The organism is Bacillus sp. FAU20, from assembly GCF_056033865.1.
Map to the genome: position 1 here is coordinate 1,289,643 of NZ_JBVYHY010000003.1, position 26,882 is coordinate 1,316,524.

General features: G+C 38.3%; 31 protein-coding genes. 20 read left to right on the forward strand and 11 right to left on the reverse strand.

From position 1 onward, the window contains the following. The first annotated feature begins 15 nt into the window (after positions 1–15). Positions 16–2,424, forward strand: coding sequence for a leucine--tRNA ligase (leuS, locus tag AC0OM3_RS06980; RefSeq protein WP_000009467.1), 2,409 nt, complete (start codon positions 16–18; stop codon positions 2,422–2,424). Between the two features lie 203 nt (positions 2,425–2,627). Continuing rightward, entirely contained in the window at positions 2,628–3,593 is a 966-nt protein-coding gene (locus AC0OM3_RS06985) for a hypothetical protein (RefSeq protein ID WP_474211205.1), read from the forward strand. A gap of 44 nt (positions 3,594–3,637) precedes the next feature. Here AC0OM3_RS06985 and AC0OM3_RS06990 read toward each other — a convergent pair whose 3' ends face one another. The 5 genes from AC0OM3_RS06990 to AC0OM3_RS07010 form a co-directional block, all read right to left on the reverse strand. Next, the gene (locus AC0OM3_RS06990) at positions 3,638–4,060 is read right to left on the reverse strand and encodes a pyrophosphohydrolase domain-containing protein (protein WP_000180559.1); all 423 of its coding nucleotides are present in this window, start codon (positions 4,058–4,060) and stop codon (positions 3,638–3,640) included. A gap of 189 nt (positions 4,061–4,249) precedes the next feature. Continuing rightward, positions 4,250–4,435 (reverse strand): hypothetical protein, encoded by a 186-nt coding sequence (locus AC0OM3_RS06995; protein WP_474211206.1) that lies wholly within the window; start codon positions 4,433–4,435, stop codon positions 4,250–4,252. A gap of 90 nt (positions 4,436–4,525) precedes the next feature. Then, the gene (locus AC0OM3_RS07000) at positions 4,526–5,605 is read right to left on the reverse strand and encodes a Ger(x)C family spore germination protein (protein ID WP_000411351.1); all 1,080 of its coding nucleotides are present in this window, start codon (positions 5,603–5,605) and stop codon (positions 4,526–4,528) included. Next, the gene (locus AC0OM3_RS07005) at positions 5,581–6,675 is read right to left on the reverse strand and encodes a spore germination protein (RefSeq protein ID WP_000049066.1); all 1,095 of its coding nucleotides are present in this window, start codon (positions 6,673–6,675) and stop codon (positions 5,581–5,583) included. The genes AC0OM3_RS07000 and AC0OM3_RS07005 overlap by 25 nt, the downstream gene beginning before the upstream one ends. A gap of 16 nt (positions 6,676–6,691) precedes the next feature. Further along, a complete protein-coding gene (locus tag AC0OM3_RS07010; RefSeq protein WP_474211207.1) occupies positions 6,692–9,088 on the reverse strand; it encodes a spore germination protein in 2,397 nt (798 codons plus the stop codon). A 152-nt stretch (positions 9,089–9,240) separates the two neighbouring features. Between AC0OM3_RS07010 and AC0OM3_RS07015 the strand changes: the two genes are divergently transcribed. Further along, positions 9,241–10,365: a homoserine O-acetyltransferase family protein gene (locus AC0OM3_RS07015; protein ID WP_474211208.1), complete on the forward strand. Its 1,125-nt coding sequence runs from the start codon at positions 9,241–9,243 to the stop codon at positions 10,363–10,365. Between the two features lie 49 nt (positions 10,366–10,414). Here the strand turns inward: AC0OM3_RS07015 and AC0OM3_RS07020 are convergent, their stop codons facing one another. Next, the gene (locus tag AC0OM3_RS07020; RefSeq protein ID WP_000175904.1) at positions 10,415–10,597 is read right to left on the reverse strand and encodes a hypothetical protein; all 183 of its coding nucleotides are present in this window, start codon (positions 10,595–10,597) and stop codon (positions 10,415–10,417) included. 197 nt (positions 10,598–10,794) lie between these two features. On the opposite strand from AC0OM3_RS07020, the gene AC0OM3_RS07025 reads away from it, so the two are divergent. From AC0OM3_RS07025 to AC0OM3_RS07050, 6 genes are all read left to right on the forward strand, one after another. Further along, positions 10,795–11,100: a rhodanese-like domain-containing protein gene (locus AC0OM3_RS07025; protein ID WP_000141207.1), complete on the forward strand. Its 306-nt coding sequence runs from the start codon at positions 10,795–10,797 to the stop codon at positions 11,098–11,100. A 78-nt stretch (positions 11,101–11,178) separates the two neighbouring features. Then, entirely contained in the window at positions 11,179–11,403 is a 225-nt protein-coding gene (locus AC0OM3_RS07030) for a spore germination protein (protein ID WP_000512463.1), read from the forward strand. Positions 11,404–11,423: 20 nt separating this feature from the next. Then, entirely contained in the window at positions 11,424–11,747 is a 324-nt protein-coding gene (locus AC0OM3_RS07035) for a hypothetical protein (RefSeq protein ID WP_001110851.1), read from the forward strand. 257 nt (positions 11,748–12,004) lie between these two features. Next, positions 12,005–13,540 carry a BclA C-terminal domain-containing protein gene (locus AC0OM3_RS07040; protein WP_474211226.1) on the forward strand — a complete coding sequence of 512 codons (1,536 nt, stop codon included), beginning with the start codon at positions 12,005–12,007 and terminating at the stop codon, positions 13,538–13,540. Positions 13,541–13,740: 200 nt separating this feature from the next. Continuing rightward, positions 13,741–14,754, forward strand: a complete 1,014-nt coding sequence (gene moaA, locus AC0OM3_RS07045; RefSeq protein ID WP_074594923.1) for a GTP 3',8-cyclase MoaA — start codon at positions 13,741–13,743, stop codon at positions 14,752–14,754. Positions 14,755–14,770: 16 nt separating this feature from the next. Beyond that, on the forward strand, positions 14,771–15,784 hold the full coding sequence (locus AC0OM3_RS07050) for a molybdopterin-synthase adenylyltransferase MoeB (protein ID WP_001158082.1): 1,014 nt from the start codon (positions 14,771–14,773) through the stop codon (positions 15,782–15,784). A 37-nt stretch (positions 15,785–15,821) separates the two neighbouring features. Here AC0OM3_RS07050 and moaC read toward each other — a convergent pair whose 3' ends face one another. After that, a complete protein-coding gene (gene moaC, locus AC0OM3_RS07055) occupies positions 15,822–16,307 on the reverse strand; it encodes a cyclic pyranopterin monophosphate synthase MoaC (RefSeq protein ID WP_000094146.1) in 486 nt (161 codons plus the stop codon). An 83-nt stretch (positions 16,308–16,390) separates the two neighbouring features. Here moaC and AC0OM3_RS07060 point away from each other — a divergent pair, with 83 nt between their 5' ends. The 7 genes from AC0OM3_RS07060 (at position 16,391) to AC0OM3_RS07090 (ending at position 21,068) form a co-directional block, all read left to right on the forward strand. Next, positions 16,391–17,680: a molybdopterin molybdotransferase MoeA gene (locus tag AC0OM3_RS07060; protein WP_000229693.1), complete on the forward strand. Its 1,290-nt coding sequence runs from the start codon at positions 16,391–16,393 to the stop codon at positions 17,678–17,680. Continuing rightward, positions 17,650–18,165 (forward strand): molybdopterin-guanine dinucleotide biosynthesis protein B, encoded by a 516-nt coding sequence (gene mobB / locus AC0OM3_RS07065; protein ID WP_000513626.1) that lies wholly within the window; start codon positions 17,650–17,652, stop codon positions 18,163–18,165. The genes AC0OM3_RS07060 and mobB overlap by 31 nt, the downstream gene beginning before the upstream one ends. Next, on the forward strand, positions 18,162–18,626 hold the full coding sequence (gene moaE, locus AC0OM3_RS07070; protein ID WP_000598369.1) for a molybdopterin synthase catalytic subunit MoaE: 465 nt from the start codon (positions 18,162–18,164) through the stop codon (positions 18,624–18,626). The genes mobB and moaE overlap by 4 nt, the downstream gene beginning before the upstream one ends. Before the next feature lie 2 nt (positions 18,627–18,628). After that, positions 18,629–18,862 (forward strand): molybdopterin converting factor subunit 1, encoded by a 234-nt coding sequence (gene moaD / locus AC0OM3_RS07075; protein ID WP_000621768.1) that lies wholly within the window; start codon positions 18,629–18,631, stop codon positions 18,860–18,862. Positions 18,863–18,955: 93 nt separating this feature from the next. Next, entirely contained in the window at positions 18,956–19,375 is a 420-nt protein-coding gene (locus AC0OM3_RS07080; protein WP_000717676.1) for a DUF3888 domain-containing protein, read from the forward strand. A gap of 36 nt (positions 19,376–19,411) precedes the next feature. Beyond that, positions 19,412–20,269, forward strand: coding sequence for a glucose uptake protein GlcU (glcU, locus tag AC0OM3_RS07085; RefSeq protein ID WP_000350861.1), 858 nt, complete (start codon positions 19,412–19,414; stop codon positions 20,267–20,269). A 13-nt stretch (positions 20,270–20,282) separates the two neighbouring features. Further along, the gene (locus tag AC0OM3_RS07090; RefSeq protein WP_000286678.1) at positions 20,283–21,068 is read left to right on the forward strand and encodes a glucose 1-dehydrogenase; all 786 of its coding nucleotides are present in this window, start codon (positions 20,283–20,285) and stop codon (positions 21,066–21,068) included. A gap of 70 nt (positions 21,069–21,138) precedes the next feature. On the opposite strand, the gene AC0OM3_RS07095 is transcribed toward AC0OM3_RS07090, so the two are convergent. Beyond that, positions 21,139–21,633, reverse strand: coding sequence for a CarD family transcriptional regulator (locus tag AC0OM3_RS07095; RefSeq protein ID WP_000451441.1), 495 nt, complete (start codon positions 21,631–21,633; stop codon positions 21,139–21,141). Between the two features lie 331 nt (positions 21,634–21,964). On the opposite strand from AC0OM3_RS07095, the gene AC0OM3_RS07100 reads away from it, so the two are divergent. After that, complete coding sequence (locus tag AC0OM3_RS07100) at positions 21,965–22,201, forward strand: DUF2553 family protein (RefSeq protein ID WP_000533804.1); 237 nt, start codon at positions 21,965–21,967, stop codon at positions 22,199–22,201. 1 nt (position 22,202) lies between these two features. Then, entirely contained in the window at positions 22,203–22,385 is a 183-nt protein-coding gene (locus AC0OM3_RS07105; protein ID WP_000621751.1) for a sporulation protein Cse60, read from the forward strand. 34 nt (positions 22,386–22,419) lie between these two features. On the opposite strand, the gene AC0OM3_RS07110 is transcribed toward AC0OM3_RS07105, so the two are convergent. Further along, positions 22,420–22,647, reverse strand: a complete 228-nt coding sequence (locus AC0OM3_RS07110) for a DUF3973 domain-containing protein (RefSeq protein WP_000498989.1) — start codon at positions 22,645–22,647, stop codon at positions 22,420–22,422. Between the two features lie 423 nt (positions 22,648–23,070). On the opposite strand from AC0OM3_RS07110, the gene AC0OM3_RS07115 reads away from it, so the two are divergent. Further along, entirely contained in the window at positions 23,071–23,502 is a 432-nt protein-coding gene (locus tag AC0OM3_RS07115; protein WP_000437773.1) for an SRPBCC family protein, read from the forward strand. Continuing rightward, complete coding sequence (locus tag AC0OM3_RS07120) at positions 23,503–23,826, forward strand: ArsR/SmtB family transcription factor (RefSeq protein ID WP_000098837.1); 324 nt, start codon at positions 23,503–23,505, stop codon at positions 23,824–23,826. It begins immediately after the preceding gene. Positions 23,827–23,858: 32 nt separating this feature from the next. Here the strand turns inward: AC0OM3_RS07120 and AC0OM3_RS07125 are convergent, their stop codons facing one another. Then, positions 23,859–25,295, reverse strand: coding sequence for an MDR family MFS transporter (locus AC0OM3_RS07125; RefSeq protein WP_001228010.1), 1,437 nt, complete (start codon positions 25,293–25,295; stop codon positions 23,859–23,861). Between the two features lie 261 nt (positions 25,296–25,556). After that, positions 25,557–26,828, reverse strand: coding sequence for a BaiN/RdsA family NAD(P)/FAD-dependent oxidoreductase (locus AC0OM3_RS07130; protein ID WP_000558890.1), 1,272 nt, complete (start codon positions 26,826–26,828; stop codon positions 25,557–25,559). Between the last annotated feature and the right edge of the window lie 54 nt (positions 26,829–26,882).

Below are 26,882 nucleotides of genomic sequence, written 5' to 3' on the forward strand. Positions count from 1 at the left end.
CAAGGAGGGTATCTCATGAGCTTTAATCATCAAGAAATTGAGAAGAAGTGGCAAGGGTACTGGGAAGAGAATAAAACATTCCGTACGCCAGATGAGACAGAAAAACCAAAATTTTATGCACTAGATATGTTCCCATATCCATCAGGTGCAGGCCTACACGTAGGACATCCAGAAGGTTATACAGCGACAGATATTTTATCTCGTATGAAGCGTATGCAAGGATATAATGTTCTTCATCCAATGGGATGGGATGCATTCGGTCTTCCAGCAGAGCAATATGCACTTGATACTGGAAACAGCCCAGCTGAATTTACAGAGCATAATATTAATACGTTCCGTAACCAAATTAAATCATTAGGTTTCTCTTACGATTGGGACCGTGAAGTAAATACAACAGATCCAAACTATTACAAGTGGACACAATGGATTTTCCTAAAACTATTTGAAAAAGGCTTAGCTTACGTTGATGAAGTACCTGTAAACTGGTGCCCAGCACTTGGTACAGTACTTGCAAACGAAGAGATCATTGACGGTAAGAGTGAGCGCGGTGGACATCCAGTTGAGCGTCGTCCGATGAGACAGTGGATGTTAAAAATTACAGCTTACGGAGATCGTCTATTAGAAGATCTAGATGAGCTTGATTGGCCTGAAAGCTTAAAAGATATGCAACGTAACTGGATCGGTCGCTCTGAAGGTGCAGAAGTACATTTCAACATCGACGGTACAGATGAGAAGTTCACAGTTTTCACAACACGCCCTGATACACTATTTGGAGCAACATACTGTGTACTTGCTCCGGAACATGCACTTGTTGCAGAAATTACAACAGCAGAACAAAAAGAAGCGGTAGAAGCTTACATTAACGCTGTAAAAATGAAGAGTGACCTAGAGCGTACAGAACTTGCGAAAGAGAAAACTGGTGTATTCACTGGTGCTTACGCAGTTAACCCAGTAAACGGTGAGAAATTACCAATCTGGATCGCTGACTACGTTCTTGCAACTTACGGAACAGGTGCTGTAATGGCAGTTCCAGCTCATGATGAGCGTGACTATGAATTCGCATCAGTATTCAATCTTCCAATGAAGGAAGTTGTAAAAGGCGGAGACATTACGAAAGAAGTGTACACAGGTGATGGTGCACACGTAAACTCAGCATTCCTTGATGGTTTAAATAAAGAAGAAGCAATCGCAAAAATGATTGAATGGCTTGAAGTAACAAGCGCAGGAAATCAAAAAGTAACGTACCGTCTACGTGACTGGTTATTCAGTCGTCAACGTTACTGGGGTGAGCCAATTCCAGTAATTCACTGGGAAGATGGCACAATGACAGCTGTGAAAGAAGAAGAATTACCATTAGTTCTTCCAAAAACAGAAAACATCCGTCCTTCAGGTACAGGTGAATCACCACTTGCTAACATTGATGAGTGGGTAAATGTTGTTGACCCTGAGACTGGTAAAAAAGGTCGCCGTGAAACAAATACAATGCCACAATGGGCTGGTAGCTGCTGGTATTACTTACGTTACATCGATCCAAACAATAGTGAAGCACTTGTAGATCCTGAAAAAGTAAAACAATGGCTTCCAGTTGATATTTATATCGGCGGAGCAGAACACGCTGTACTTCACTTACTATATGCTCGTTTCTGGCACAAAGTATTATACGACATCGGTGTAGTTCCAACGAAAGAGCCGTTCCAACAATTATTCAACCAAGGTATGATTCTAGGTGAAAACAACGAGAAAATGAGTAAATCAAAAGGTAACGTTGTAAACCCTGATGATATCGTAGCAAGCCACGGTGCAGATACACTTCGTCTATACGAAATGTTCATGGGACCATTAGATGCTTCAATCGCTTGGTCTGAAAATGGCCTTGATGGAGCTCGTCGTTTCCTAGACCGTGTATGGCGTTTATTCGTTCAAGAGAACGGTGAATTAAGTGAGAAAATTACGGATGCACCAAATAAAGAGCTTGAAAAAGCTTACCACCAAACAGTGAAGAAAGTAACAGAAGACTATGCAGAGCTTCGCTTTAACACAGCGATTTCTCAAATGATGGTATTCATCAACGATGCATACAAAGCTGAAACACTTCCGAAAGAATATGTAGAAGGTTTCGTAAAAATGATTGCACCAGTTGCACCTCACATCGGGGAAGAGCTATGGAGCAGACTTGGATACAATGAAACAATCACATATGCAAGCTGGCCAACATTTGATGAGTCTAAACTTGTAGAAGATGAAGTTGAAATCGTTGTTCAAGTCATGGGCAAAGTTCGCGCGAAACTAACAATGAGTAAAGACGCATCAAAAGAAGAAATGGAACAACTTGCACTTGAAGCAATTCAAGACCAAATTGAAGGGAAAACAGTTCGTAAAGTAATTGTTGTTCCTGGAAAACTTGTTAACGTTGTTGCAAACTAATTAACGCTAAATAAAAGCTCAGAGCATTTAGGCTCTGAGCTTTTTTGTGTAGAAAATCATCTCTGGATTAGATTAGTCTAAGTTTTTAATTATTCCATTACGTACAAATAAAAGAGCGGAATTCCCATACAGACAAACACCTATTTTTCTATAGGAAATATGATAAAAAAGGTAGGCTAAATTGAGTAGAAGAGGTGAAAGGAATGAAAGGGATGGACAATAATGCACCACATGGCTTCTTCGGAGGTGGATCGGGTAGTTATGAACAAATGATGTTAATGGGAGGAGCTGACCAACAAGGATACGGTGGAATTCCGAGCTGGATGGGTGGAGGCTCGGGCGGATTTCCAACATCGGTAGCTGGCATGCAAACTGGAATGCCTACATCAATGGGAGGCTTTTCGACAGCAGGGGTTGGAATGCCTACAGTAACAGGAAGCTTCCCAACATCAGTAGCTGGCGTACAGACAGGATTTCCAGTAGGAGCACCAACTACATTTCCTTCTTTCGTTGGAGGAGTGCAGACAGGATTTCCGGTACCAGGAATAGGTGTTGTAGCTGGAGGAATAGGTGGGTATCCGCAAGTTGTTCACGGTCATCATGGACATCACCACCATCAAGGCCATCATGGACACCATCATCACCAAGGTCAACACGGTCATCATGGACACCATCATCACCAAGGTCAACACGGCCATCATGGACACCATCATCACCAAGGTCAACACGGCCATCATGGACACCATCATCACCAAGGTCAACACGGCCATCATGGACACCATCATCACCATCATCACCAAGATCACCACGGTCATCATGGACATCATCATCAAGGCCAACACGGTCACCATGGACACCACCATCATCAAGGTCAACACGGCCACCATGGTCATCAACAACAAGTACATCACCACGGTCACCACCACATTCATCCGCAAGCTGTTCTTTATCAAATGCACCAAGGCCAACAAGGTCAGCACGGCCACCATGGTCAGCACGGCCACCATGGTCAGCACGGCCAACACGGTCAACAGCACCAACAATACCAACAGTATCAACAACAATCTTCTCCTTGGACAGGAGGAATTGGAGCAGGAGGAGCAGGGGCAGCGGCAGGAGCGGCTAGCATTAGTGGAGCAGCAGGGCACGCTGGACACGTGGGTCATTAATGAATTCCAGAAAAAAAGACATAATAAAAAACTGCTAGGAAATTCTAGCAGTTTTTTTCAGCTTCTTGGCGCTGACGTTCGATTTCAGCACGAAGTTGTGGTTCTGGTGCTTGCCAGCCTTCTGGTTTTAGAATTTTGCCGTCGCCTTCACGGAATCGAGGTTTTCCATCAGGGAATAGTTTTGCCATGTTTGCGTTATTTACAATTTCGAATCCTTTATCAGGACGTACACCCATTTCGGCAAACGTTCCGAATGCAAAGTAAATAAGGTCAATTAGTGCATCATATTGATCTTCAACAGTCGTTGCTTCCAGAAATTCTTCTAGCTCTTCTTGCATAAAACTTGCACGGATTTTTGCACGTTCTTCTGTTAGTTTTGTTGGAGTATTTGTCACAGGGTGTCCGAACTCTTTATGCATTTTTGCAACAAGTTCGTATCCTTTATCTAGACCTTTTTCGTTTGTCATGTTGTTTCATCCTTTCTCGCTTTGTCCGAATTTCATTGTAACATAGGGTGATTATGAAATGAAAAGGGACTGTTCAAAAGTTTCATCTTTTAGTTAAGATAGGGAAAGATTATATTGACTAAACGACAAAACATAAACCAATTAATAAAAGAAAGCCATCCCGGAATACTTTTGGGACGGCCCTGCTCGTTATTTTTCTTCTTTTATTAAAATGGATAAAAGAAGGTCGATGCCAAACATACCGACGAGCAACATTGGTATAACGACAAGTAAATAACGTGTGAAGGAAACATTTTTTAAATATGTATGAGCAAATAAAAAGACGGTGAGAAATAAAATACCATTTAAAATAGGCTTTACTAATTTTTTAGACATAAGCTCCCCCATAAATATCTTCTCTCTATTTGATAATAAAAAACTCCTCTCTCCGTTGTATCATGCTGGAGAGAGGAGTTCAATCATTTCTCATTCAATTACACCAGAATTTGTAATATCTACGGTGTATTTTATAGTAACTGGAACATCTTTGTACATTTGTTTCCACTTTTCTAATTTAAATGGGCGATAATGTTGCTTATATTTAGCTCCTAGCCCGAGAGGATCTACATCTAAAGATTTAAACTGCTTAATTAATTTCTTACCTTGTGTCTCCAATTGTTTTTGAACGACCTTCTCAATCTTTTTTGTGTTCTTAGCATTCTCTAAGTTAATTTGTTTCGATACTTCTTGAATACGGGCATCAAGCTTCACATGAATGGAAAAGGAGGGCTTTCCGTTTTTTATTTTTATATCGTATGTTGGAACAGAACGAATATTGTTAATCATTACGTACCCAGGATCTGCTTTAAATTCATGTGAATCTAACTTATGCTCTTCTAACAGTCCTTTAAATATAAACATATCTGTTTCCGCGATTTTACCAACGTATTTATCCTTTTTAAAAAGACCAATTCCCGTGATTTTTATTTTATCACCATGTTTCTTTAAAATTGGAATATAGTAGTCTTGCCCTACTTGATAATAACGGAATGCTCCTACATGCAGATTATCTGTTGGTAAAGGACCGGTCTCCATATTATGTTCTAGCATTTTTTTTATATAAATCGCAACGTTGGATGAAGTCGTGTACTTTCCTTTTAAAAGTTCAGTACCATTACCTTCAAGTAAAGCAACATATAAGGCATTACCAATGTTTACATCGCGAATTAATGTATCGAAGGAAGCAACCATTCCTTTCTTAGCGATTCGGGTGGTAAATAGAGCAACCCGCATTTGCCCACTAGCAAATGGTTGAGAAGACTCTAAAGATGTGTCAGCTTTTACTTGTTTTACCGCATTTGCTGTTCCTTCAAAAACTTGAACTTTGTTCCCTTTTTGCTGAATAGGACAAACAAATGTTACCTTTATTTTATTATCTTTTGCTACATCGAAGACAGTTCCTTGGATAAGGTGTACGTCATCAATAATATTTTTTTGTAAACATCCAGTTAGACTAAAGAGTGTTATACAAGAGATAAGTATTAATTTATTTTTGATTTTTTCCATTTTCTTTTCACCCACACAATAATAAATAGAATTGGGATGTATACATAAATGAGCCAAAAGCTTCCTTTTGATGCATTACTAATAAAATTATTAATATCGTGTCTGTTTGTTAAAAGTTGTGAAACAATGAGGGTGATAATGATAAAAGCGATTAAAACACCTCTTTGTTTTACACGGAATATTTCGTGAGTTGCTCTCATTGACGCCCATAAAGGGAGGATAAAACTTGAAATAATAACGAGTGCATAGCCTGAGATTGCAATATATTCTAATCTTTCTATAAATGGTAATTGAATAACTTGGGTCATAGAAAGTTGGGCCCATATCGTTTTTAATAATTGTTTTTCACTAAAAAACGAAAAGGCTAAAAGGGTGCTAAATAAATATAGAAGGTTTGAGAATAGTGCCCCATATTGAGCAAATTTATGAGATTGTTTAGGGTTTTTCACAAATGGATAAACCATGAGGTAAATCTCAAAACCAGTCATACTGTAGATTGACAGTTGAGCGGATTTTAAAATATCTGAAAAAGAATGTGTGAAAATGGGTAATAAATTCTCCCAATGTGAGTATTTCAAAACGAATAAGCTTAGAAATAAATACCCTAGTGTACCACCAACAGAGATGACGCAAATGCCAGTAATGACACGAAATCCAGAAGAAATGATGTAATAGCTAACTAGGCACAAAAAAAGTGTTAACATAAAGGTGGAGGCAGTTGGGAACATCCATACTTGAATAATTTCAACATACGTTCGAATAACCGAAATACTGACGATTAAAAAATAAGCTGCAAAGATGATATTAAAGACGTTCCCTATCCACTTTCCAAAGGTTTGTCGTTGTAAATCAATTAAATTTCCGTTTGTTTCTTTTAATAAAAAATACATCATCCATATAAGAATCTGGATACAGATTCCTGTGATTAGAACGCCTATCCATCCGTCGTATCCAGCGGCTTTTGCGGTGATTCGAGCGAATCCGAGAACGCCAGCACCAAACTGTGCACCGTGAATTAAGAAGAAAACAAAGATAGGAGATATTTGATATTTTTCTTGAACTTTACTCATCAATGCACCTCATTCCTTAATCATCAAAGTCTGATCTATGTTTTGTTGAAATTCCTTTTGCTGATTTTTTTACATGTTGTGGCCTCGCTTGTACATCCCTTGTATCAATCATTGTTAAGGGAAAACGAATCCAAGAATCTTTAACAGATTGTTGTCTTGTTGGATAAAACAAAGCGTATGGCTTACGTAAGGAAGTAAGTCTAAATAGATGAGTAAATAAAAAGATAAATCCAAGAGAAATCCCGAAAAGTCCTCCTATTTCTGCAAATATGAGAATCGGAAAGCGTAGTAACCGAACAGCGTTCCCCATTTTATAAATAGGTGTAATAAAGGAAGCAAGTGCTGATAAGGCAACGATAATTAATAAAATATTACTCGTTAAACCAGCTTGTACAGATGCTTGCCCAATTACGATACCGCCTACAATACCAAGTGTTTGACCGACCTTCATTGGTAACCTTGCACCAGCTTCTCTTAACAAATCGATAACTAATTCCAAAAAAAGTGCTTCAATTAGAGGTGGGAATGGGACTTGCGCTCTAGATAAAATTAATGTTTCCAGCAAATCACTTGGAATGAGTTCATAATGATAATTTAAAACAGCAACATATAATGGAGCTGCACAAATTGAGAAAAGAACAGCGATAAGGCGTAAAACTCTTGAAAATGTTGCATATAGCCAAGAGACATTATAATCTTCTGGTGAAATAAAGAAATCGAAATATGATACAGGAGTTAATAGAACGTTCGGTGAACCGTCGACAAAGATAGCGATTTTTCCATCAATTAGTGCTTTTGTAACTCTATCATTGCGTTCTGTATTGATATAGAGTGGGAAAATTGATTTTTCACCCGTTAATTCTTGTAAGTAAGCACTATCATTAATTTGATCATATTCAAGAGCACGTAATGATTCCTCTAGAAACTCTACATTCTCTTTTTCAGCAAGATTATCTAAATACATCATGACAACCTTTGTTTTTGAAAATTCGCCGACAATTATTTCTTTTGTTTGTAAATCTAAAACAGGAAGACGTTTTCGAACTAAATTAATATTTGTATCAATATCCTCTACAAAACCTTCTTGAGGACCGATAACAGTCGATTCGTTTAAAGGAGGGCTTGGTGCCCGATACGTATCAATTGCAATGTTTGCAAGCAGACACTTTTGATTTTGCTGATTCAATTGAATAATTGCATGCCCCTTTAAAACCATATCCTCAATTTTTTGTAGGTCATTCGTAATTGTAATCCCGCTCATCGGAATATGTTCTTTTAGTTCTTCTAGTGAAGCGTTAGGTCGTTCTAAAAGAGTAGGCATTAAGTACTTTTGTAATTTCTCTCCATCAAGCGAAGGTCGATAGTAAGAAATCCAATAAGGCATCGTTTCATCGTCAGATGTATGGTAATTAACAAAATCACTAGACTTTTTGAGCTTTTCTATTAAATCTTGTAGAGAATGAATACGGTCTTCTTCTGGTTTTGTAAAGTCATAAATACTATTACTTCCAGAGCTTTGCTGTTTATCTTGATTCGAATCATCTTGTTTAGAGCGTTGCTGTTTATCCTGAGCTGAGTCGTTTTGCTTAGAATCTTGCTGTTTATCCTGGTTGGATTCATCTTGTTTCAAACTTTGTTGTTTATCCTGAATTGATTCGTCTTGTTTAGAGCTTTGTTGTTTATCTTGATTCGAGTCATCTTGTTTAGAGCTTTGTTGTTTATCCTGATTCGATTCGTCTTGTTTAGAGTTTTGTTGTTTATCTTGATTCGAGTCATCTTGTTTAGAGCTTTGTTGTTTATCCTGATTCGATTCGTCTTGTTTAGAGCTTTGTTGCTTACCCTGAATTGATTCGTCTTGTTTAGAGCTTTGTTGCTTACCCTGAATTGATTCGTCTTGTTTAGAGCTTTGTTGTTTATCTTGATTCGAGTCATCTTGTTTAGAGCTTTGTTGCTTACCCTGAATTGATTCGTCTTGTTTAGAGCTTTGTTGTTTATCTTGATTCGAGTCATCTTGTTTAGAGCTTTGTTGCTTACCCTGAATTGATTCGTCTTGTTTAGAGCTTTGTTGTTTATCCTGAATTGATTCGTCTTGTTTAGAGCTTTGTTGTTTACCTTGATTCGAGTCATCTTGTTTAGAGCTTTGTTGTTTATCTTGATTCGAGTCATCTTGTTTAGAGCTTTGTTGCTTATCCTGAGCAGAGTCGCCCAGTTTAGAATTTTGCTGTTTGTCTTGAGAAGATTCCTTATGTTCCTCTTTTTTTTGTTCTCCATTGTTATCTTTATTATGTTTCATACTTCTAGTCTGTTCTTTGTTATCATCATCTTGATTGTTAGGTTGTTGCTCCGAATTATCTGTTTCGTTTTTTTCTGTCGTATTTGATTTTTTTTTCTTACGTAACCAATTCCAAATCATATGTACGCCCTCTTTAATCTTGTAATATAGTGCTATTTTGTGGCTAATTTTGTATATTATTCATTTATTTATGAAAAGAAGAAGGAGATTAGTTTGCATGGAAAAAAATCTTTAGTAAGCAGTTCATACTATAACGGAGAGAGGAAGAGTCTGTGCAAATTGTAAAAAAGGAGAAGTTTGTGTTAAAAGAGTTTACGTTTGAAAATGGCAGAGAAATTCCTATTCAAATGGGATACGAGACATATGGCACTTTAAATAGAGAAAGGTCAAATGTGATTTTGGTTTGTCATTATTTTAGTGCAACAAGTCATGCGGCAGGAAAATATACAGTGCATGATGAGGAGTCTGGTTGGTGGGATGGGCTCATTGGACCTGGAAAAGCAATTGATACAAATAAATATTTTGTTATATGTGCAGATAATCTTTGTAATGTGCAGGTGAGAAATCCATATGTGATTACAACAGGACCGAAATCAATTAATCCAGAAACTGGAGAAGAATATGCTATGGATTTTCCGGTTTTTACATTTCTTGATGTAGCTCGTATGCAATATGAGTTAATAAAAGGTATGGGAATTTCAAGGATACACGCTGTAATTGGACCGTCGGCGGGGGGAATGATTGCACAACAATGGGCGGTTCACTATCCACATATGGTAGAGCGGATGATTGGCGTTATTACGAACCCACAAAATCCAATTATTACGTCAGTAAACGTAGCACAAAATGCGATTGAAGCAATTCGGCTGGATCCAAGTTGGAAAGATGGAAAATATGGAGAAGAGCAGCCGATAAAGGGGCTTCATTTAGCAAATAGAATGATGTTTATGAACGCGTTTGATGAGCATTTTTATGAAATGGCATTTCCTCGTAACAGTATAGAGGTAGAACCTTATGAAAAGTTTTCTACATTAACATCATTTGAAAAAGAGATAAATAAAGCGACATATACAAGTATAGAGTTAGTAGATGCAAATTCATGGATGTATACTGCGAAGGCAGTTTTATTGCATGATATTGCACATGGGTTTTCTTCACTAGAAGAATCTCTTTCTAACATAGAAGCGAATGTACTTATGATTCCGTGTAAACAAGATTTGCTTCAGCCGTCTCGTTACAACTATAAAATGGTAGATATTTTGCAAAAACAAGGGAAGTATGCGGAAGTGTATGAGATAGAAAGTATAAATGGGCATATGGCGGGAGCATTTGATATTCATTTATTTGAAAAGAAAGTTTATGAATTTTTAAATCGGAGAGTATCTAGTTTTCCTTAGAAGACAAATGATGGGGAAAAGGTGCAATGTTTGTAGTAGGCACCTTTTTTTACATGATTTGTAGACGGAAAATATATGTAGCGATTGCTATACCGAAAAACGCTATGCTAAGCAATAGAAATAAGAATGACATTTCTTGTGTTGATTTTATTTTTTTATTATTTTTCATACTAAGAGTAATAATTGCAGCGATTAAGAAAATGATGCCCATTATGAAAAGGGAAAGTGTCATTTTCATTGGCTCCTTTCATAAAACAAGTATATTGAGGATACAATGCAAGAGTTATGTTTGTAAAGAATAAGTTTTGCGAGAAAATTGAGAAATAGTTTTTCGATTCTTTGCGTTCTTTCTTTTGCGTGCTAAAATTGGTAGAGAATGTTTGTGAAAAAGAAACTAAAGGTTTTATTGTATATAAGGAGGAACTACATATGACAGAAGTTAAAACAATTACTACAGAAGAGGTACAAGAGCGTTTAGAAAATGGAGAAACGTTATTTTTAGTAGACGTAAGAGAAGATGAAGAAGTAGCGGCAGGAAAGATTCCAGAAGCTGTACATATTAAAATGGGCGATATCCCACATAAAGTAGATTTCTTTAATAAAGAGAATGAATATATCTTTATTTGTCGTTCAGGAATGCGCAGTGAAAATGTATGTCATTATTTAAATGAGCAAGGATTTAAAACAGTGAACATGGTTGGCGGTATGCTTCAATATGAAGGTGAAACGAAATAGTTAATAGCTAAAAACTTGAAACGAGTCTGTTTCAAGTTTTTTTCTTTTGCATACAGTATAAAAAAGGAGGAGGGGGAAATGGGGATTAATTTGCGTAAAGTAAAAATTATTAATAATACAGGAGCTGTTAATGTCGGCGACTGTTATGATATCTCGCCTTTAGCTGTAGCAAAAGTATATGCAGGTGCTGGAGGGTCGAGTGCGGCTATTTTTTTAAATGGGAAAAGACAGCCAGAAGCGGTCATTAGAACATCAGTGTTTCTTCCGCCATTAGCAACGAGTACACGTACATTAGGTTCATAGATGAAAGGTAGAGTGTAATTATGCCTGCTCATATAAAAGAGTTTGTTATTGTGAATAATACTGGAAATATATTTACCGGTGATAATTTGAGTGATACTTCATTTACTGCTTCGAAATCATACAGTGGTTCAATGGGGTGCACTTGGATTGATGTTGTTACAGTAATAGGGACGGAGACGAAGCTTTGTTTACAGCCGGGTGATTCGGTGACGACAACATATACAAGAGGCACTCCTGCTGGTACTGTAACAGGAACAAACATGGGGCAAAGTGCAAATGTTTCGAGTATAGCACAAGCTGTCCCTAATACAGATAATTTTGATTCGACTGCTGGACTCCCCTAAAATCATAGAGGGAGTTTTTGTTTATAAGAAGAGTTTATATAGCATAAAAATAGGAGTAATTGTTTGAAAAGTAGTATTGGAGGCCTTTTTGAAAAATACAATTCAAATAGAAGGTGGGTTTTTATCCCGCATTAACGGGCAGTAAGACCCTCCTACAAAATATGTTTCACCTTATATGAAACATATTTTGTAGTTGTATTTTTTGGGAGGTGGTGGGAGTAGTGGAAGGAAATGATGAAAATCAAAAAATACAGAGGTTGATAAATTCTAATTTTAAGTTATCCTCAGATCTTGTCGGCCCTACTTTCCCTCCAGTACCGACTGGAATGACAGGGACAACGGGAAGTACCGGGGCCACAGGAGTCACGGGTCCAACTGGGGATACAGGGGTAACAGGAGCAACCGGAGAAACGGGTTCAACGGGAAGTACCGGGGCAACCGGAGAAACAGGTCCAACGGGAGTAACGGGTTCAACCGGAAGCACAGGACCAACAGGAAATACGGGTTCAACGGGAAGTACAGGAGCCACGGGAGATACAGGTCCAACGGGAAATACAGGAGTCACGGGAAGTACCGGAGCGACGGGAAATACAGGAACAACTGGGAATACCGGTCCAACCGGAAGCACGGGGGCTACAGGAAATACCGGTCCAACGGGAAGCACAGGAGTAACCGGAAATACAGGAGCCATAGGAACTACGGGAGCAACAGGAAATACGGGAGCCACGGGAAGTACAGGAGCCACAGGAGAAACGGGTCCAACGGGAAGTACCGGGGCAACCGGAGAAACAGGTCCAACGGGAGTAACGGGTTCAACCGGAAGCACAGGACCAACAGGAAATACGGGGTCAACGGGAAGTACCGGAGCCACGGGAGAAACAGGTCTAACGGGAAGTACGGGAACAACCGGAGAAACGGGTCCAACGGGAAGTACCGGGGCAACCGGAGAAACAGGTCCAACGGGAGTAACGGGTTCAACCGGAAGCACAGGACCAACAGGAAATACGGGTTCAACGGGAAGTACAGGAGCCACGGGAGATACAGGAGCCACGGGAAGTACGGGAGCAACTGGGAGTACGGGAGCAACCGGGAATACAGGAACAACCGGAATTACCGGAGTAACAGGAGATATCGGTCCAACAGGAAATACAGGTTCAACGGGAGTAACGGGTTCAACCGGAAGTACGGGATCGACAGGAAGCACAGGACCAACAGGAAATACGGGATCGACAGGAAGCACAGGACCAACGGGAAGTACTGGGGCAACCGGAGAAATAGGTCCAACGGGAGGTACGGGATCGACAGGAAGCACAGGACCAACAGGAAATACGGGAGCCACAGGAGAAACGGGTCCAACGGGAAGTACGGGAACAACAGGAGTTAGTACAACTGCAACGTATGCGTTTGCGAATAATACATCAGGAAGTCTTATTTCTGTTTTGTTAAGTGGTACGAATATTCCTTTACCAAACAATCAAAATATTGGACCAGGAATAACCTTTAGTGGTGGGAATACTGTATTTACAGTTGCGAATGCAGGAAACTATTATATAGCTTATACAATTAATTTAACGGCGGGATTACTTGTAAGTTCTCGTATAACTGTAAATGGCAGTCCGCTTGCGGGAACGATAAACGCCCCGACAGTGGCTACTGGCTCATTTAGTGCAACAATAATTGCTAACTTGCCTGCTGGAGCTGCTATTAGTCTGCAATTGTTTGGATTAGTTGCAATAGCTACATTATCTACGGCAACACCAGGAGCTACTTTAACGATTATTAGATTAAGTTAATAAGCAGAAAACCTTGAAACTTTTATGTTTCAAGGTTTTTTTATCTTTGTATTTGTAAGTAAACCTCGTTAACCAGGTGGAGTGGATCCCCTCTAATTATTTAAAGTTTCACTTTATTCACTTGAGCAAAAACATCGCAGTTCGAAAATATATTATAATAGAATGAAAAGAAAGAAATTTGGCAGAAAGGGAGGGTGGCGATGCAGGAGATGGTTAAAGATTTTTTTAGACGCCCACTTCAAGATTTACGTATATCTGTCATTGATCGTTGCAATTTTAGATGTACATATTGTATGCCAGCGGAAATATTTGGGCCAGATTATGCTTTTTTGAAAGATGAGTTTTTACTAACTTTTGATGAAATTGAGCGTTTGGCAAAATTATTTATTAGCATCGGTGTACGGAAAATTAGACTTACTGGCGGTGAGCCACTGCTTCGTAAAGATTTAACAAAACTTATTGCACGTCTTGTGAAAATTGATGGGCTAATAGATATAGGGTTAACGACAAATGCTATCCATTTAACGAAACAAGCGAAGGCATTAAAAGAAGCTGGATTACATAGAGTGAATGTTAGTTTAGATGCGATAGATGACGACATATTTAGGAATATTAATGGTCGAAATATTAATACAAAACCTGTGATTAAGGGAATTATAACAGCTAAAGAGGCGGGGCTGGCAGTAAAGGTAAATATGGTTGTGAAAAAAGGGATGAACGATCATCAAATACTTCCGATGGCTGCGTATTTTAAAGAGCAAGGAATCACGCTTAGGTTTATTGAGTTTATGGATGTTGGTAGTACAAATGGGTGGAATTTTGATCAAGTCGTTACAAAACGAGAATTGATTGAGATGATTCATAAGGTGTATCCGCTTGAGCCAGCTGAAGCACATTACTTTGGTGAAGTTGCGAAGCGATATCGATACGTTGGAACAAATGTTGAAGTTGGTTTTATTACATCTGTTTCTGAGTCATTTTGTTCCTCTTGTACGAGGGCGAGAATTTCGGCAGATGGAAAGTTTTATACGTGCTTATTTGCGACAGAGGGTTTGGATGTAAGAGAACTTCTTAGAGGAGATTTTTCGGATGAGGAGTTATTAAGTGTTATACAAGATGTATGGATGAATAGAAAAGATAGGTATTCGGATGAACGGACAGAAGAAAGTGCAAAAAATCGTCCGAAAATCGAAATGTCTTATATAGGAGGATAAGAAAGGGGGCTATCGTATGCAGGAGCGATATTCAAGACAAATATTATTTTCTGGTGTTGGAGAAGAAGGACAGAAAAAAATAAGAGAGAAGCATGTGCTTATTATTGGTGCTGGTGCTCTCGGTGCGGCAAATGCAGAAGCGATTGTTAGAGCAGGTGTTGGAAAAGTAACGATTGCTGATCGTGATTATGTAGAATGGAGTAATTTACAAAGACAACAACTATATACAGAAGAAGATGCAAAACAGTATAAACCAAAGGCGGTAGCGGCAGCAGAGCATTTAAAAGCGATTAATTCTGAGGTGGAAATAAATCCTGCTGTGACGGATGTAACGGTGCAAGAAATGGAAGAGTTAGTACGTGATGTAGATTTAATATTAGATGCGACAGATAATTTTGAAACGCGTCTTCTTATTAATGATATTTCACAAAAGTATAATATTCCGTGGATATATGGTGGGTGCGTTGGAAGCTACGGAGTAACGTATACAATTTTACCAGGGAAAACACCGTGTTTTCGCTGTTTAATGGAGCATCCGGCGAGCGGAGCAACCTGTGACACAGCTGGTATTATACAACCGGCAGTACAATTAGTAGTTGCGCATCAAACTACGGAAGCGCTGAAAATATTAGTAGAAGATTACGGGGCGCTTCGTGAAACGATGTTATCGTTTGATCTTTGGAATAATCAACAGATGGCATTTAAAGTGAATAGGCAGAAAAAAGATTCTTGTTTATCTTGCGGAAGGTTACGTACATATCCAAGTTTAACATTTGAAGCACAAACGAAAACAGAAGTGTTATGTGGGCGAAATACAGTGCAAATTCGTCCAGGTGTGCGGAAGAATTTTAATTTAGAAGAAATTAAAAAGCGCTTACAAAGAAGCGTAGAGATAAAGGCGACACCTTATTTATTATCGTTTCCGGTAGAAGAATATCGTTTTGTTTTATTTACAGATGGCAGAGCGTTCATTCATGGGACGAATGATATAAATGTAGCGAAAAGTTTATATGCAAGATATATAGGTTGAACCTAAAGGAAATCCTTTAGGTTCAACGGAGAAAGGATTATGAATTTCTCGTATAATCTCCACTTTTTCCACCTGTTTTTTCAAGTAAGTACGTTTCGCCGATAATCATACCTTTATCGACAGCTTTACACATATCATACACAGTAAGAGCGGTAGCCGAAGCAGCTGTTAAAGCTTCCATTTCAACACCGGTGCTACCTTCTGTTTTAACTTTTACTTCAATGAGTAAACGATATTGTTCTTCTGATTGTTTCCAATCGAAAGAAACGTCAACACCTTTTAATAGTAAAGGATGGCACATTGGGATAATATCAGAAGTTCGTTTCGCAGCCATAATTCCTGCGATTTGCGCAACTGCTAATACGTCACCTTTCCCAATTTCATTGTGGGAGATTTTATCGTAAATTTCTTTCGTAACGACAATGCTAGAGCACGCAATTGCTGTTCGAACGGTTGCTTTTTTGTCGCTTATATCAACCATTTTTGCGCGTCCTTGGTCATTAAAGTGTGTGAATGAAGACATGGAATTCCTCCTTGAAGTAATTTCTATTTAATATATAAAGTTTAATCGAGATAAAAAAAATTGCAAATATGAGGTGAGAAACGATGGTAGAAAAACGAATTCCAATTCAAGTTGCTGAGGCAGTAGAACGGGTAATGAAATATGCAAAGCATGGTGAAGTAGAAGAAATTTCTATTACGGAAAGTTACGGGAGAATTCTTGGGGAGGATGTTGTGTCTGATCATGACGTTCCTCATTTTGATCGTTCTCCTTACGATGGTTTCGCCATTCGAGCAGAAGATACGAAAGAAGCAACTCAAGAGAATCCAGTTGAATTTGAAGTAATAGGAGAAATCGGGGCGGGTTCTGTTTTTTTAGAAGAAGTAGGCGCTTTTGAAGCGGTTCGTATTATGACAGGAGCAGCTATTCCAGAAGATTGCAATGCAGTCGTAATGCTAGAGCTGACAGAAGGGTTTGAGAAGAACGGGAAAACATATATGAAGTTAAAACGCTCTTTTAATAACGGTGACAATGTGTCGATTAAAGGAGAAGATATTAAACAAAATCAAGTTCTCGTTAAGAAAGGTGTTGCAATTAACCCTGGAGTTGCGGCCCTACTAGCAACGTTTGGATATAGTACTGTGAAAGTTATAAAACAGCCTATTGTCGGTATTGTAACGACAGGAAGTGAATTATTAGAAGTACATGAGCCTTTAGAACCGGGGAAAATTAGAAATAGTAACTCGTATATGATCGCAGCTCAAATTATGAAAGCTGGCGGGAAAGTTCGTTATTATGGTAAACTCGCGGATGAGTTAGATGCATGTTTTACAGCTGTTCAATCAGCGATGGATGAGGTCGACATTTTAATTACAACAGGTGGTGTATCAGTAGGAGATTATGACTACTTACCAGCTATTTATGAAAGGTTACAGGCGAATGTACTCTTTAATAAGATAGCCATGAGGCCCGGAAGTGTAACGACAGTAGCTGAAGTTGATGGAAAGTTACTCTTCGGTTTATCAGGAAATCCGTCTGCTTGTTATGTAGGCTTTGAATTATTTGTGCATCCAATTATAAAAACGTATTTGTATGCGAAGGAACCTCACGTATATAGAGCGGTTGCTATTTTACAAAAAGATTTTCCAAAGCCAAATCCATTTACTCGTTTCGTAAGAGCGAACGTAACAATTGTGAACGGGGCGTTACAAGCGATGCCGGTTGGTTTAGATAAATCGAGTGCGGTATCTTCACTTGCAGATGCGAATGCTTTTATCGTGTTACCTGGAGGAACGAGAGGATTTGAGACCGGAATGAAAGTGTCCGTATTATTGTTAGAGCACTCTGAGGGATGTGATTGGCCATGGGCAAAGCCCCTTCAATCTTACAAATAGTAGGATATCAAAATAGCGGAAAAACGACACTTGTAGAGAAAATTGTGCATGCAGTAGCTGAAAGTGAAATGAAAGTTGCTACAATTAAACATCACGGGCACGGAGGCTTTCCAGAAGTAGCGCAAAAAGATAGCGAAAGACACCGTAAAGCTGGTGCTGTGGTAAGTAGTGTAGAAGGTGCTGGATTGCTTTCACTTTCTTCACTAAGAAAGAAATGGTCTTTGCAAGAAATTATTCGCTTATATGAGTTTTTTGAAGTGGATACAATTTTAATAGAGGGCTATAAAAAAGAGAATTACTCGAAAGTAGTGTTACTTCGTTCTGCGGAAGACGTTGAGATTTTACATAAAGTAGAAAATATAGTGGCGGTTATTACGTGGTATGATGTTCCGGCAAATATACGAGAAGAATATAAAGTATTTCATATAACAGAAGAAGAGCTGTACATAGACTGGTTTTTACAAACGGTTAGGAGTGCGAAATGATAAAGACATATTATGAAGTAATTGACACAGAAATCTCGATTGAAGAGGTAACGAAGAAAGTAATTCGACGTGAATGCGGTGCTGTTACAACATTTATTGGAACGGTTAGAGAGTTTACGAAAGGGCGTCGTACATTATACTTAGAGTATGTTGCTTATAAGACGATGGCAGAAAAGATGCTAGAGAAAATTGGCCTGGAAGTGAAAGAGAAATGGCCAGGTACATATGTTGCCATTACACATCGCATCGGTACGTTGCAAATTTCTGATATAGCGGTTGTTGTTGCTGTTTCAACACCACACCGTAAAGCGGCTTATGAAGCGAACGAATATATTATGGAACGCATAAAACAAATTGTTCCGATTTGGAAAAAGGAGTTTTGGGAAGATGGTGACTCATGGATTGGTGATCAATTAGAAAAAACACCATATCCGGCGGGAGAGCCTGGGAAGGAGCTATAAGTATGATTCGAGTATTGTTATTTGCGCACTTGCAAGAAGAAGCAGGGGCAAGTGAATTACAAATAGAGAAAGAAAATATTACAGTTGCACAGTTAAAAGATGTTGTTGCGAACGAATATAATGTACCAGTTTCAGAGCCAATTATGGTTGCGATTAATGAAGAATACGCAAATGAAGATGACAGAGTCCAATCTGGTGATGTTGTTGCACTAATTCCACCAGTGAGTGGTGGTTAATATTGGATTCATTAAAACGACTTTCCTACATAGGTAAAGTCGTTTTTTTATGGCAGTTTTGAGAACACTAATCTATAGAACAAGGAGGGAACTATGAAAAAAATATGTGTAGTTATCACAATGCTATGTGTGGCCTTTTTCTCTTCTCCAATTGATTCTTTCGCGAAAGAATCAAGAGAACAGCTTTTAGAGAGTGCATTATCAAATAGGTACTATTCAGTTATTAGACAAGTGACAGAAGACCAATATGAATGTGCTTCAGTTATAAATATAAAACGTCTCGGCAAGAAAGGTGAGTTCGTTCCTAGATATGAAGTGACGCTACAATTTCTTACATTTCAAGGAGCGCATAATCCGCCGAATGACAAAGTTACGCTTACTTTGGAAGATCGTTTAGATCACGTAAAGATAAAGAAAGTGGAGCGAGAAAAGAATGTTTCTGGCGCTATTGTAGAAAAAGTTTGTGAACGGGAAAAAGAAAAAATAAAAGCTCACTCTAACGACTTAGAGTGATAACCTATGGCGTTTAGTAAAGAAAGGTAATGAGTGATGGATATATTTTTAGCGATTTTACCAGCTATATTTTGGGGAAGTATTGTGTTATTTAACGTAAAACTGGGCGGGGGACCGTATAGTCAAACGCTCGGAACAACGTTTGGAGCACTTATTTTCTCAATTGTTGTTTATATTTTTATGAAGCCAGTATTAACACCTACCGTTATTGGAGTTGGAGTTGTGTCAGGTTTATTTTGGGCGCTTGGTCAGGCGAATCAATTGAAAAGTATTGATTTAATGGGTGTTTCGAGGACGATGCCAATTTCAACAGGACTTCAATTAGTCGCGACGACTTTATTTGGCGTTATCGTATTTCATGAATGGTCCACGACAATATCGGTCGTCCTTGGGATTCTAGCACTCGTTTGTATTATTATCGGTGTTATTTTAACATCGCTTCAAAGTGAAGAAGAAAAAAATGCAGAGCAAGCAGCAAACTTTAAAAGAGGTATCGTAATTTTATTAATTTCAACAGTCGGTTATTTAGTTTACGTAGTAGTGATTAGGTTATTTAACGTAGATGGTTGGTCGGCTTTGTTGCCACAAGCAGTTGGTATGGTGTTAGGTGGGATTTTGCTTACCTTTAAACATCATCCATTTAATAAATATGCAATTCGAAATATTATTCCAGGATTAATTTGGGCAGCTGGAAATATGTTTTTATTCATTTCGCAGCCGCGAGTTGGAGTCGCAACAAGTTTCTCGCTATCGCAAATGGGGATTATTATTTCCACGCTTGGTGGGATTCTTATATTAGGTGAAAAGAAAACGAAACGTCAATTAACGGGTATCGTTGTCGGTATCGTTTTTATTATCGCAGCCGGAATTATGTTAGGTATAGCCAAAAGTTAAAGGAGGTATGGAAATGTATAGTGATTTAGCAGGGAAAGTTGTCGTTATTACAGGATCAGCAACTGGTCTCGGAAGAGCGATGGGAGTGAGGTTTGCTAAGGAAAAAGCGAAAGTGGTTATTAATTATCGCTCACGAGAATCAGAAGCGAATGATGTGTTAGAAGAAATTAAAAAGGTGGGCGGCGAAGCGATTGCTGTAAAAGGTGATGTAACCGTCGAATCAGATGTTGTGAATCTCATTCAATCTGCTGTGAAAGAGTTTGGTACGCTTGACGTTATGATTAATAATGCAGGGATAGAAAACGCGGTACCGTCGCATGAAATGCCGCTTGAAGATTGGAATAGGGTAATTAATACAAATTTAACAGGTGCTTTTTTAGGAAGTCGTGAAGCGATTAAATATTTTGTAGAACATGATATTAAAGGGTCTGTCATTAATATGTCTAGTGTTCATGAGAAAATTCCGTGGCCACTATTTGTACACTATGCAGCAAGTAAGGGTGGCATTAAACTGATGACAGAAACGTTAGCGATGGAATATGCGCCAAAAGGTATTCGAGTAAATAATATTGGACCAGGTGCAATTAATACGCCAATTAATGCCGAAAAGTTTGCTAATCCTAAAAAGCGGGCTGACGTAGAAAGTATGATACCGATGGGCTATATTGGAAAACCTGAAGAAATTGCAGCAGTAGCAACTTGGCTTGCTTCTTCAGAGGCGAGTTATGTAACGGGAATTACGCTATTTGCAGATGGTGGAATGACGTTATATCCATCGTTTCAAGCTGGGCGTGGGTAATATAAAAGGACGAAGAGATAAAACTCTTCGTCCTTTTTTACAAAAAAAATAGCGGCCAGCTATTTTAAATTTAGTGATTAATTGTATCTTGAAGATATTCTGTTGCTTGATGTTCAGAAACATTTTGTACGAGTGCAACTTCACTAATCATCATTTTTCGGGCGTTATCTAGCATTTGTTTTTCGCTCGCATTTAAAGTTCTCTCTTTATTGCGGCGAAGTAAATCACGAACAACTTCTGCACTATCTAGCAGATTGCCGTTTTTCATTTTTTCCATATTCATTGTATATCTTTGTTTCCATGAGAGTGATGGGTCTGACTCCCCGTTTTGAAATTCAAGAAGTATATCATCTAACGTACCTCGATCAACGATATAACGAATACCTGATTTTTTTAATTGATCCATCGGAAGCATTACTTGCATATCTTTACTAATGATGCGTATCACACAATATTGACGTGAAGTACCTAATATTTCTTTCTCTTCAATTGCTTCGATGATTCCTGCACCGTGCATTGGATAAACGATTTTATCACCAATTTGAAACAAATCATCCACCTCCATATGTGGTAACCACTTTTAATGATAGCATACGTATGTAAAAATGTCAAATTTTATATAATAACATAATATTTATATTCGAGTCAATAATGTAAAGCGCTTTTTTTTTAGATCTTATTTATCCCGCATTAACGGGCAGCCCGATTGGTGAGGGCTGATAATCAGTGGGGGATGAACAAAACCCCCCCACTGATTAAAGTTTCACTTTATAGTGATTTTTTTAGAAAAATAGTACAGGTGAGAAAGAAGGCATATCCACTTATTTTTAAGCATAAAATGTAAAAGCGCTAATACAATATACCTAAATCCGTTCTTTGCAAAGGAGGGAGAGAAGGTGGGGCGCACAATAAAAATTGATATTACAAATAAAGTTGTAGCTAAATTTAGACCAAATTATTTGGAATTATATACGAGTAAATTTATGATAGGTAAGTTTTATGTCTATACTGAAGATAAAAAATATGTGTTAGAAGACGGATATATATATGAGAATGGAAAGTTTTATCGCATCATAGATACGCACCGTGGCAATAATCAAGCGGCGGAGGGCTGCGATCTAGGATGGTGTTAACATGATTCGTGTGAAAGTGTTTGATGAAAGTCACGAAAAAGACTTAGAAGACGCTGTGAATGTGTTTTTGAAAAAGATTGATGATAGCAACTTTGTAGATATTAAGTACCAAGTCGGTGTTTCTATTAACGATGACGAAAACCAAATTTATTGTTTTTCAGCAATGATCGTTTATAAAGCATAAAAAAGAGCTGGATGAGCCAGCTCTTTTTTATGCTTTATGTTGGGACAACATGTGTCGGTAATACGTTCATAATAGATTGGGTTGTGCCTAATTTCTTTGTCGTTAAAAGAGGCTCCCCTGTCTCATGATTTTGGGCATCTTTACACATACCAAGGTGATAACGATCACCTAAAAATGGATCAATATAAAAACCATTTTTGAATACTTTATCATTCGGATGTTTTTCATGGTGAATATCAGAGCAGTTAATGCAATAGAACATAGCGTTCAACCCCTTTTTATTTTGTTTGAAAAAAGTGAGTCGGTAGTCATTTCGCTCCTAAGGAAATGTTGAGGAGAAGAGAAATAACTACCTACTCAAATGGTGGGCATATTCCTTCTGATTTTTCATATCCCGCGTAGTGTCCCTGAGGGAAGGAGGAGAGACGAAATACGCATGATATACGTAAGGCGCTTCTTTCAAGATGAATGATGGAGTTTCATGTTGAGAGAAGTTTTTATTTTTTGTTGCCTTTGTGAGTATATTATGAGGAAATGTGCAGAGGGTGTTTGTCCTGTTGAAAAAATGTTGAGAATTTCTCAACAGTAAAAAAGAATTAGCGTTGACATGAAACTAAAAGGTGTTATATTATCTAAATGAAACCAAAAGGTGTTATATTTGAGTGCTGAATAAAGGAGAATGAAAATGGAACAACAAAATACATTAACTGATATTAAACAAACGATCGTTTTTAACGCGTCTATTCAAAAAGTATGGAATGTAGTATCGACTGCAGAGGGGATTGCATCATGGTTTATGCCAAATGATTTCGAATTAAAGGTAGGACATGAATTTCATGTGCAATCACCATTTGGGCCATCACCATGTAAAGTGCTAGAAATTGATGAGCCAAACCACCTATCTTTCTCATGGGATACAGATGGCTGGGTTGTTTCATTTAATTTGAAAGACCTAGGAGATAATAAAACAGAATTTACATTAATTCACGGCGGCTGGAAACATCCTGATGAAATTCTTCCGAAAGCGAATGCGAAGAGCTCTATTATTCGCGATAGAATGAGCGGCGGCTGGGTAGCGATTGTAAATGAAAAACTGAAAAAGGTTGTCGAAGGCTAAGTGTCCTCATCAGCAGCAAAATATGATGTATTTCAAGCAATTGCTGACCCAACCCGCCGAGAAGTAATACGGTTATTAAGTGATAAAGAGTTACCGATTTCCAAAATAACGGATCACTTTCCTATGAGTCGTACTGCGGTTGTAAAACACCTTCATATTCTTTCAGAAGCGAATTTAGTAAGCGGAAGAAAGAGCGGAAGAGAGAAGATATATCGTTTGCATCCAGAACCATTAGAAGAATTACAACAGTGGCTCTCGTATTATGAACGTTTTTGGGATAATAAATTATCCATGCTGAAACATATTGTGGAGAATGAAGAGTAAAAAGAGGATGACCGAAATGGTCATCCTCTTTATTATTGCTCATTTGTTTGTGTAGCGGGCTTTAATAAAAGCCAAGCGATAATTAATGTACATACTGCTAATACGAAAGTGCTCATATAAATGACGTGTACACTTGCTGCTAATGCGGATTGTGATTCAGTTGCTACACTTGCTGTAGCCCCGCCGTGTCCGCCAGATACAAGATCAAGGTTTTTAATGCCACGTGCGTGAATCATCGTATTGAAGATTGTTCCAAAGATTGCAGCACCTAACGTTTGACTAAATGTGTTAATAAATGTGTTTAAACCAACGGCTGTTCCGCGTGTATGAGCTGGTACAGCTGCTTGAATTGTTACCATGTAAATTGGTGTCACAAGCCCCATTCCTAAGCCAAATAATCCGACTGCTACATAAATAAGGAACGATGGTGAATGTGTTGATAATGTAAATAATAAGAACGTAGCGACTGATAAAATGCTAGCTCCAAGTAAAATGATTTGTTTCGTTTTTAATTTGCCTACTAAGTTACCAGAGAAGATAGCACCAAATGTCCACATAACAGGAATTGGCATTAAAATAAGTCCGGCTTCCGTTGCATTTTTTCCTAATACACCTTGGCTCCAAATTGGAAGGTACATTGTAATACTAATAATCATTGCGCCAGCAATAAGCGTTAATATGTTTATTGTAGATAATGTACGGTTAGAGAAAAGTGCTAGCGGAATTAATGGTTCCGGAGATTTTTTCTCGATGAATAAGAAAATAATGAATGAAACGACGGCGAAGATTAATAGGCCGATAATTGTTATGTCTCCCCAGTTTTGCTTACTGCTACCTGTTAATAATGCGTATAGTAGAGCGATCGTACTTAATGAGAAGACTGTTGCACCAAGATAGTCGATATGGTGTTTAGCGGGCTTAATAGATTCTTTGTAGTAAATGGCAATCATTAAGCAAGCGATAATGCCGAATGGAACGTTTAAGAAGAAAATATAACGCCAAGATAGGGAGTCAACTAAAAATCCACCTACTAACGGTCCGATAACACCAGATACACCCCAAACGGCACTCATCCAGCCCTGTGCTTTCGCGCGGTCTTTCGCTTCGCTATATAAGTCTCCAATAATTGTCATTGTAATCGGCATAACAGCACCAGCACCGATACCTTGAAGAGCGCGGAAGAAAATTAATTGTTCCATCGATGTAACGACTCCGCAAAGTGCAGAACCGACTAAAAAGATTGTAGCTCCGATAAGTAAAACTTTTTTACGGCCAAACAAATCAGCAAGCTTTCCGTATATTGGAGTCGAAACAGCTGTTGCAAGCATATAAATTGCATATACCCAACTAACAAGTTCGACGCCTGACAAATCACTCGTTATACGAGGGATTGCTGTACTAACAATCGTTCCTTCTACTGCAGAAAGAAACGTCATTAGCATTAAAGACATCATGACTTTTTTTCTCATACGTTTTCCCCTTACCCTTTTTCAAATATTCAACAATATAAAATATAAAGGTACTAAGGTATATAAAGCAACAAAAAAGCAATGGGAAGTTAAGGGGAGGGGATGTTTGTCGTTTTTTGTCGGTAAGTCGATATATTTGAAAAATCGCTGATATATTTGAAAAATCGCCTATATAAGTAGTAGAATCGCTGATATATTTACAGAATCGCCGATATAATTTCATGTACTTAAAAAAAGAAACAGGAATCCCTGTTTCTCGGTTTAATATTGCATTTTCGCGTTTTCTCCAGCTGTTGTTCCGGCAATTCTACCAGTAACAAGAGCAGATGTAATATTATAGCCACCAGTATAACCGTGAATATCAAGAACTTCCCCACAGAAATATAAGCCGTTCGTGAATTTAGAAGACATTTCTTTCGGATTAATTTCTTTAACGGATACACCGCCGCCAGTCACGAATGCTTTTTCAATTGACTGCGTACCATTTACATTCACAGTAAATTCTTTAAAGTCTTTCACAAGTGCACGAATCTTTTCGTGAGAAACTTGTCCAGCTTGTTCGCTGCCATCAATTTCATTTTTTTCTAATAAGAATAGGAAGTAACGCTCAGGTACATAACCTTTTAACACGTTTTTAATTCCTTTTTTCGGATCTTCTTTCATTTGTTTCAGCATGCGTTGGAATAGTTGTTCACTATTTTCGTCTGGCAATGCATCGATACTCATTTGAATGGTATTTGTTTTGAACTTTTTCAGTGCTTTCACGACGAATTGACTACAGCGAAGTGCAGCAGGACCAGATAGGCCGAAATGAGTGAAGAGCATGTCCATTTTGTGAGAAATAATAGTTTTTCCTTTCGGGTTTAATACGCTTAAGTTTACATCGCGTAAAGCTAGACCTTGTAAGGAGCGATCACGAATAAATGGTTCGTTTGAAAGGATTGGTACTTCTGTTGGGAATAATTCTGTAATTGTATGCCCGGCTTTTTTAGCCCAAGCATATCCGTCTCCAGTAGATCCAGTTTGAGGAACAGATTTTCCACCAACAGCGATAACGACGTGATTTGTTTCTAACACTTCGCCAGTTTGTAGTACAACTGCTTTCGTTTGACCATTCTCATATTCAATCGTTTCAACGGGTGTATTCGTACGGATTTTTACACCTAAGTCTTTTAATCGTGTTAAAAGTGCGTCTACTACCGATTGTGCTTTATTTGATACAGGGAACATGCGACCATGATCTTCTTCTTTCAGTTTTACACCGAGATTTTCGAAGAATGTAATAATATCTTCATTATTGAAAATAGAAAAAGCGCTGTATAAGAAGCGGCCATTTCCTGGTATATGTTTAACGATCTCATCAAGTGGTAGACGGTTCGTTACGTTACAACGGCCGCCACCTGAAATTGCAAGTTTACGCCCTAGTTTATTTCCTTTATCAAGAAGTAAGACGCTTGCGCCTTCTTCTGCAGCACCGATTGCAGCCATTAGCCCAGAAGGACCGCCGCCGATGACAATAACATCATAATGCATAATATATCGACCTCATTTTCTACATTTCCTGCCTAAAAGAATAGCATGTTTTCC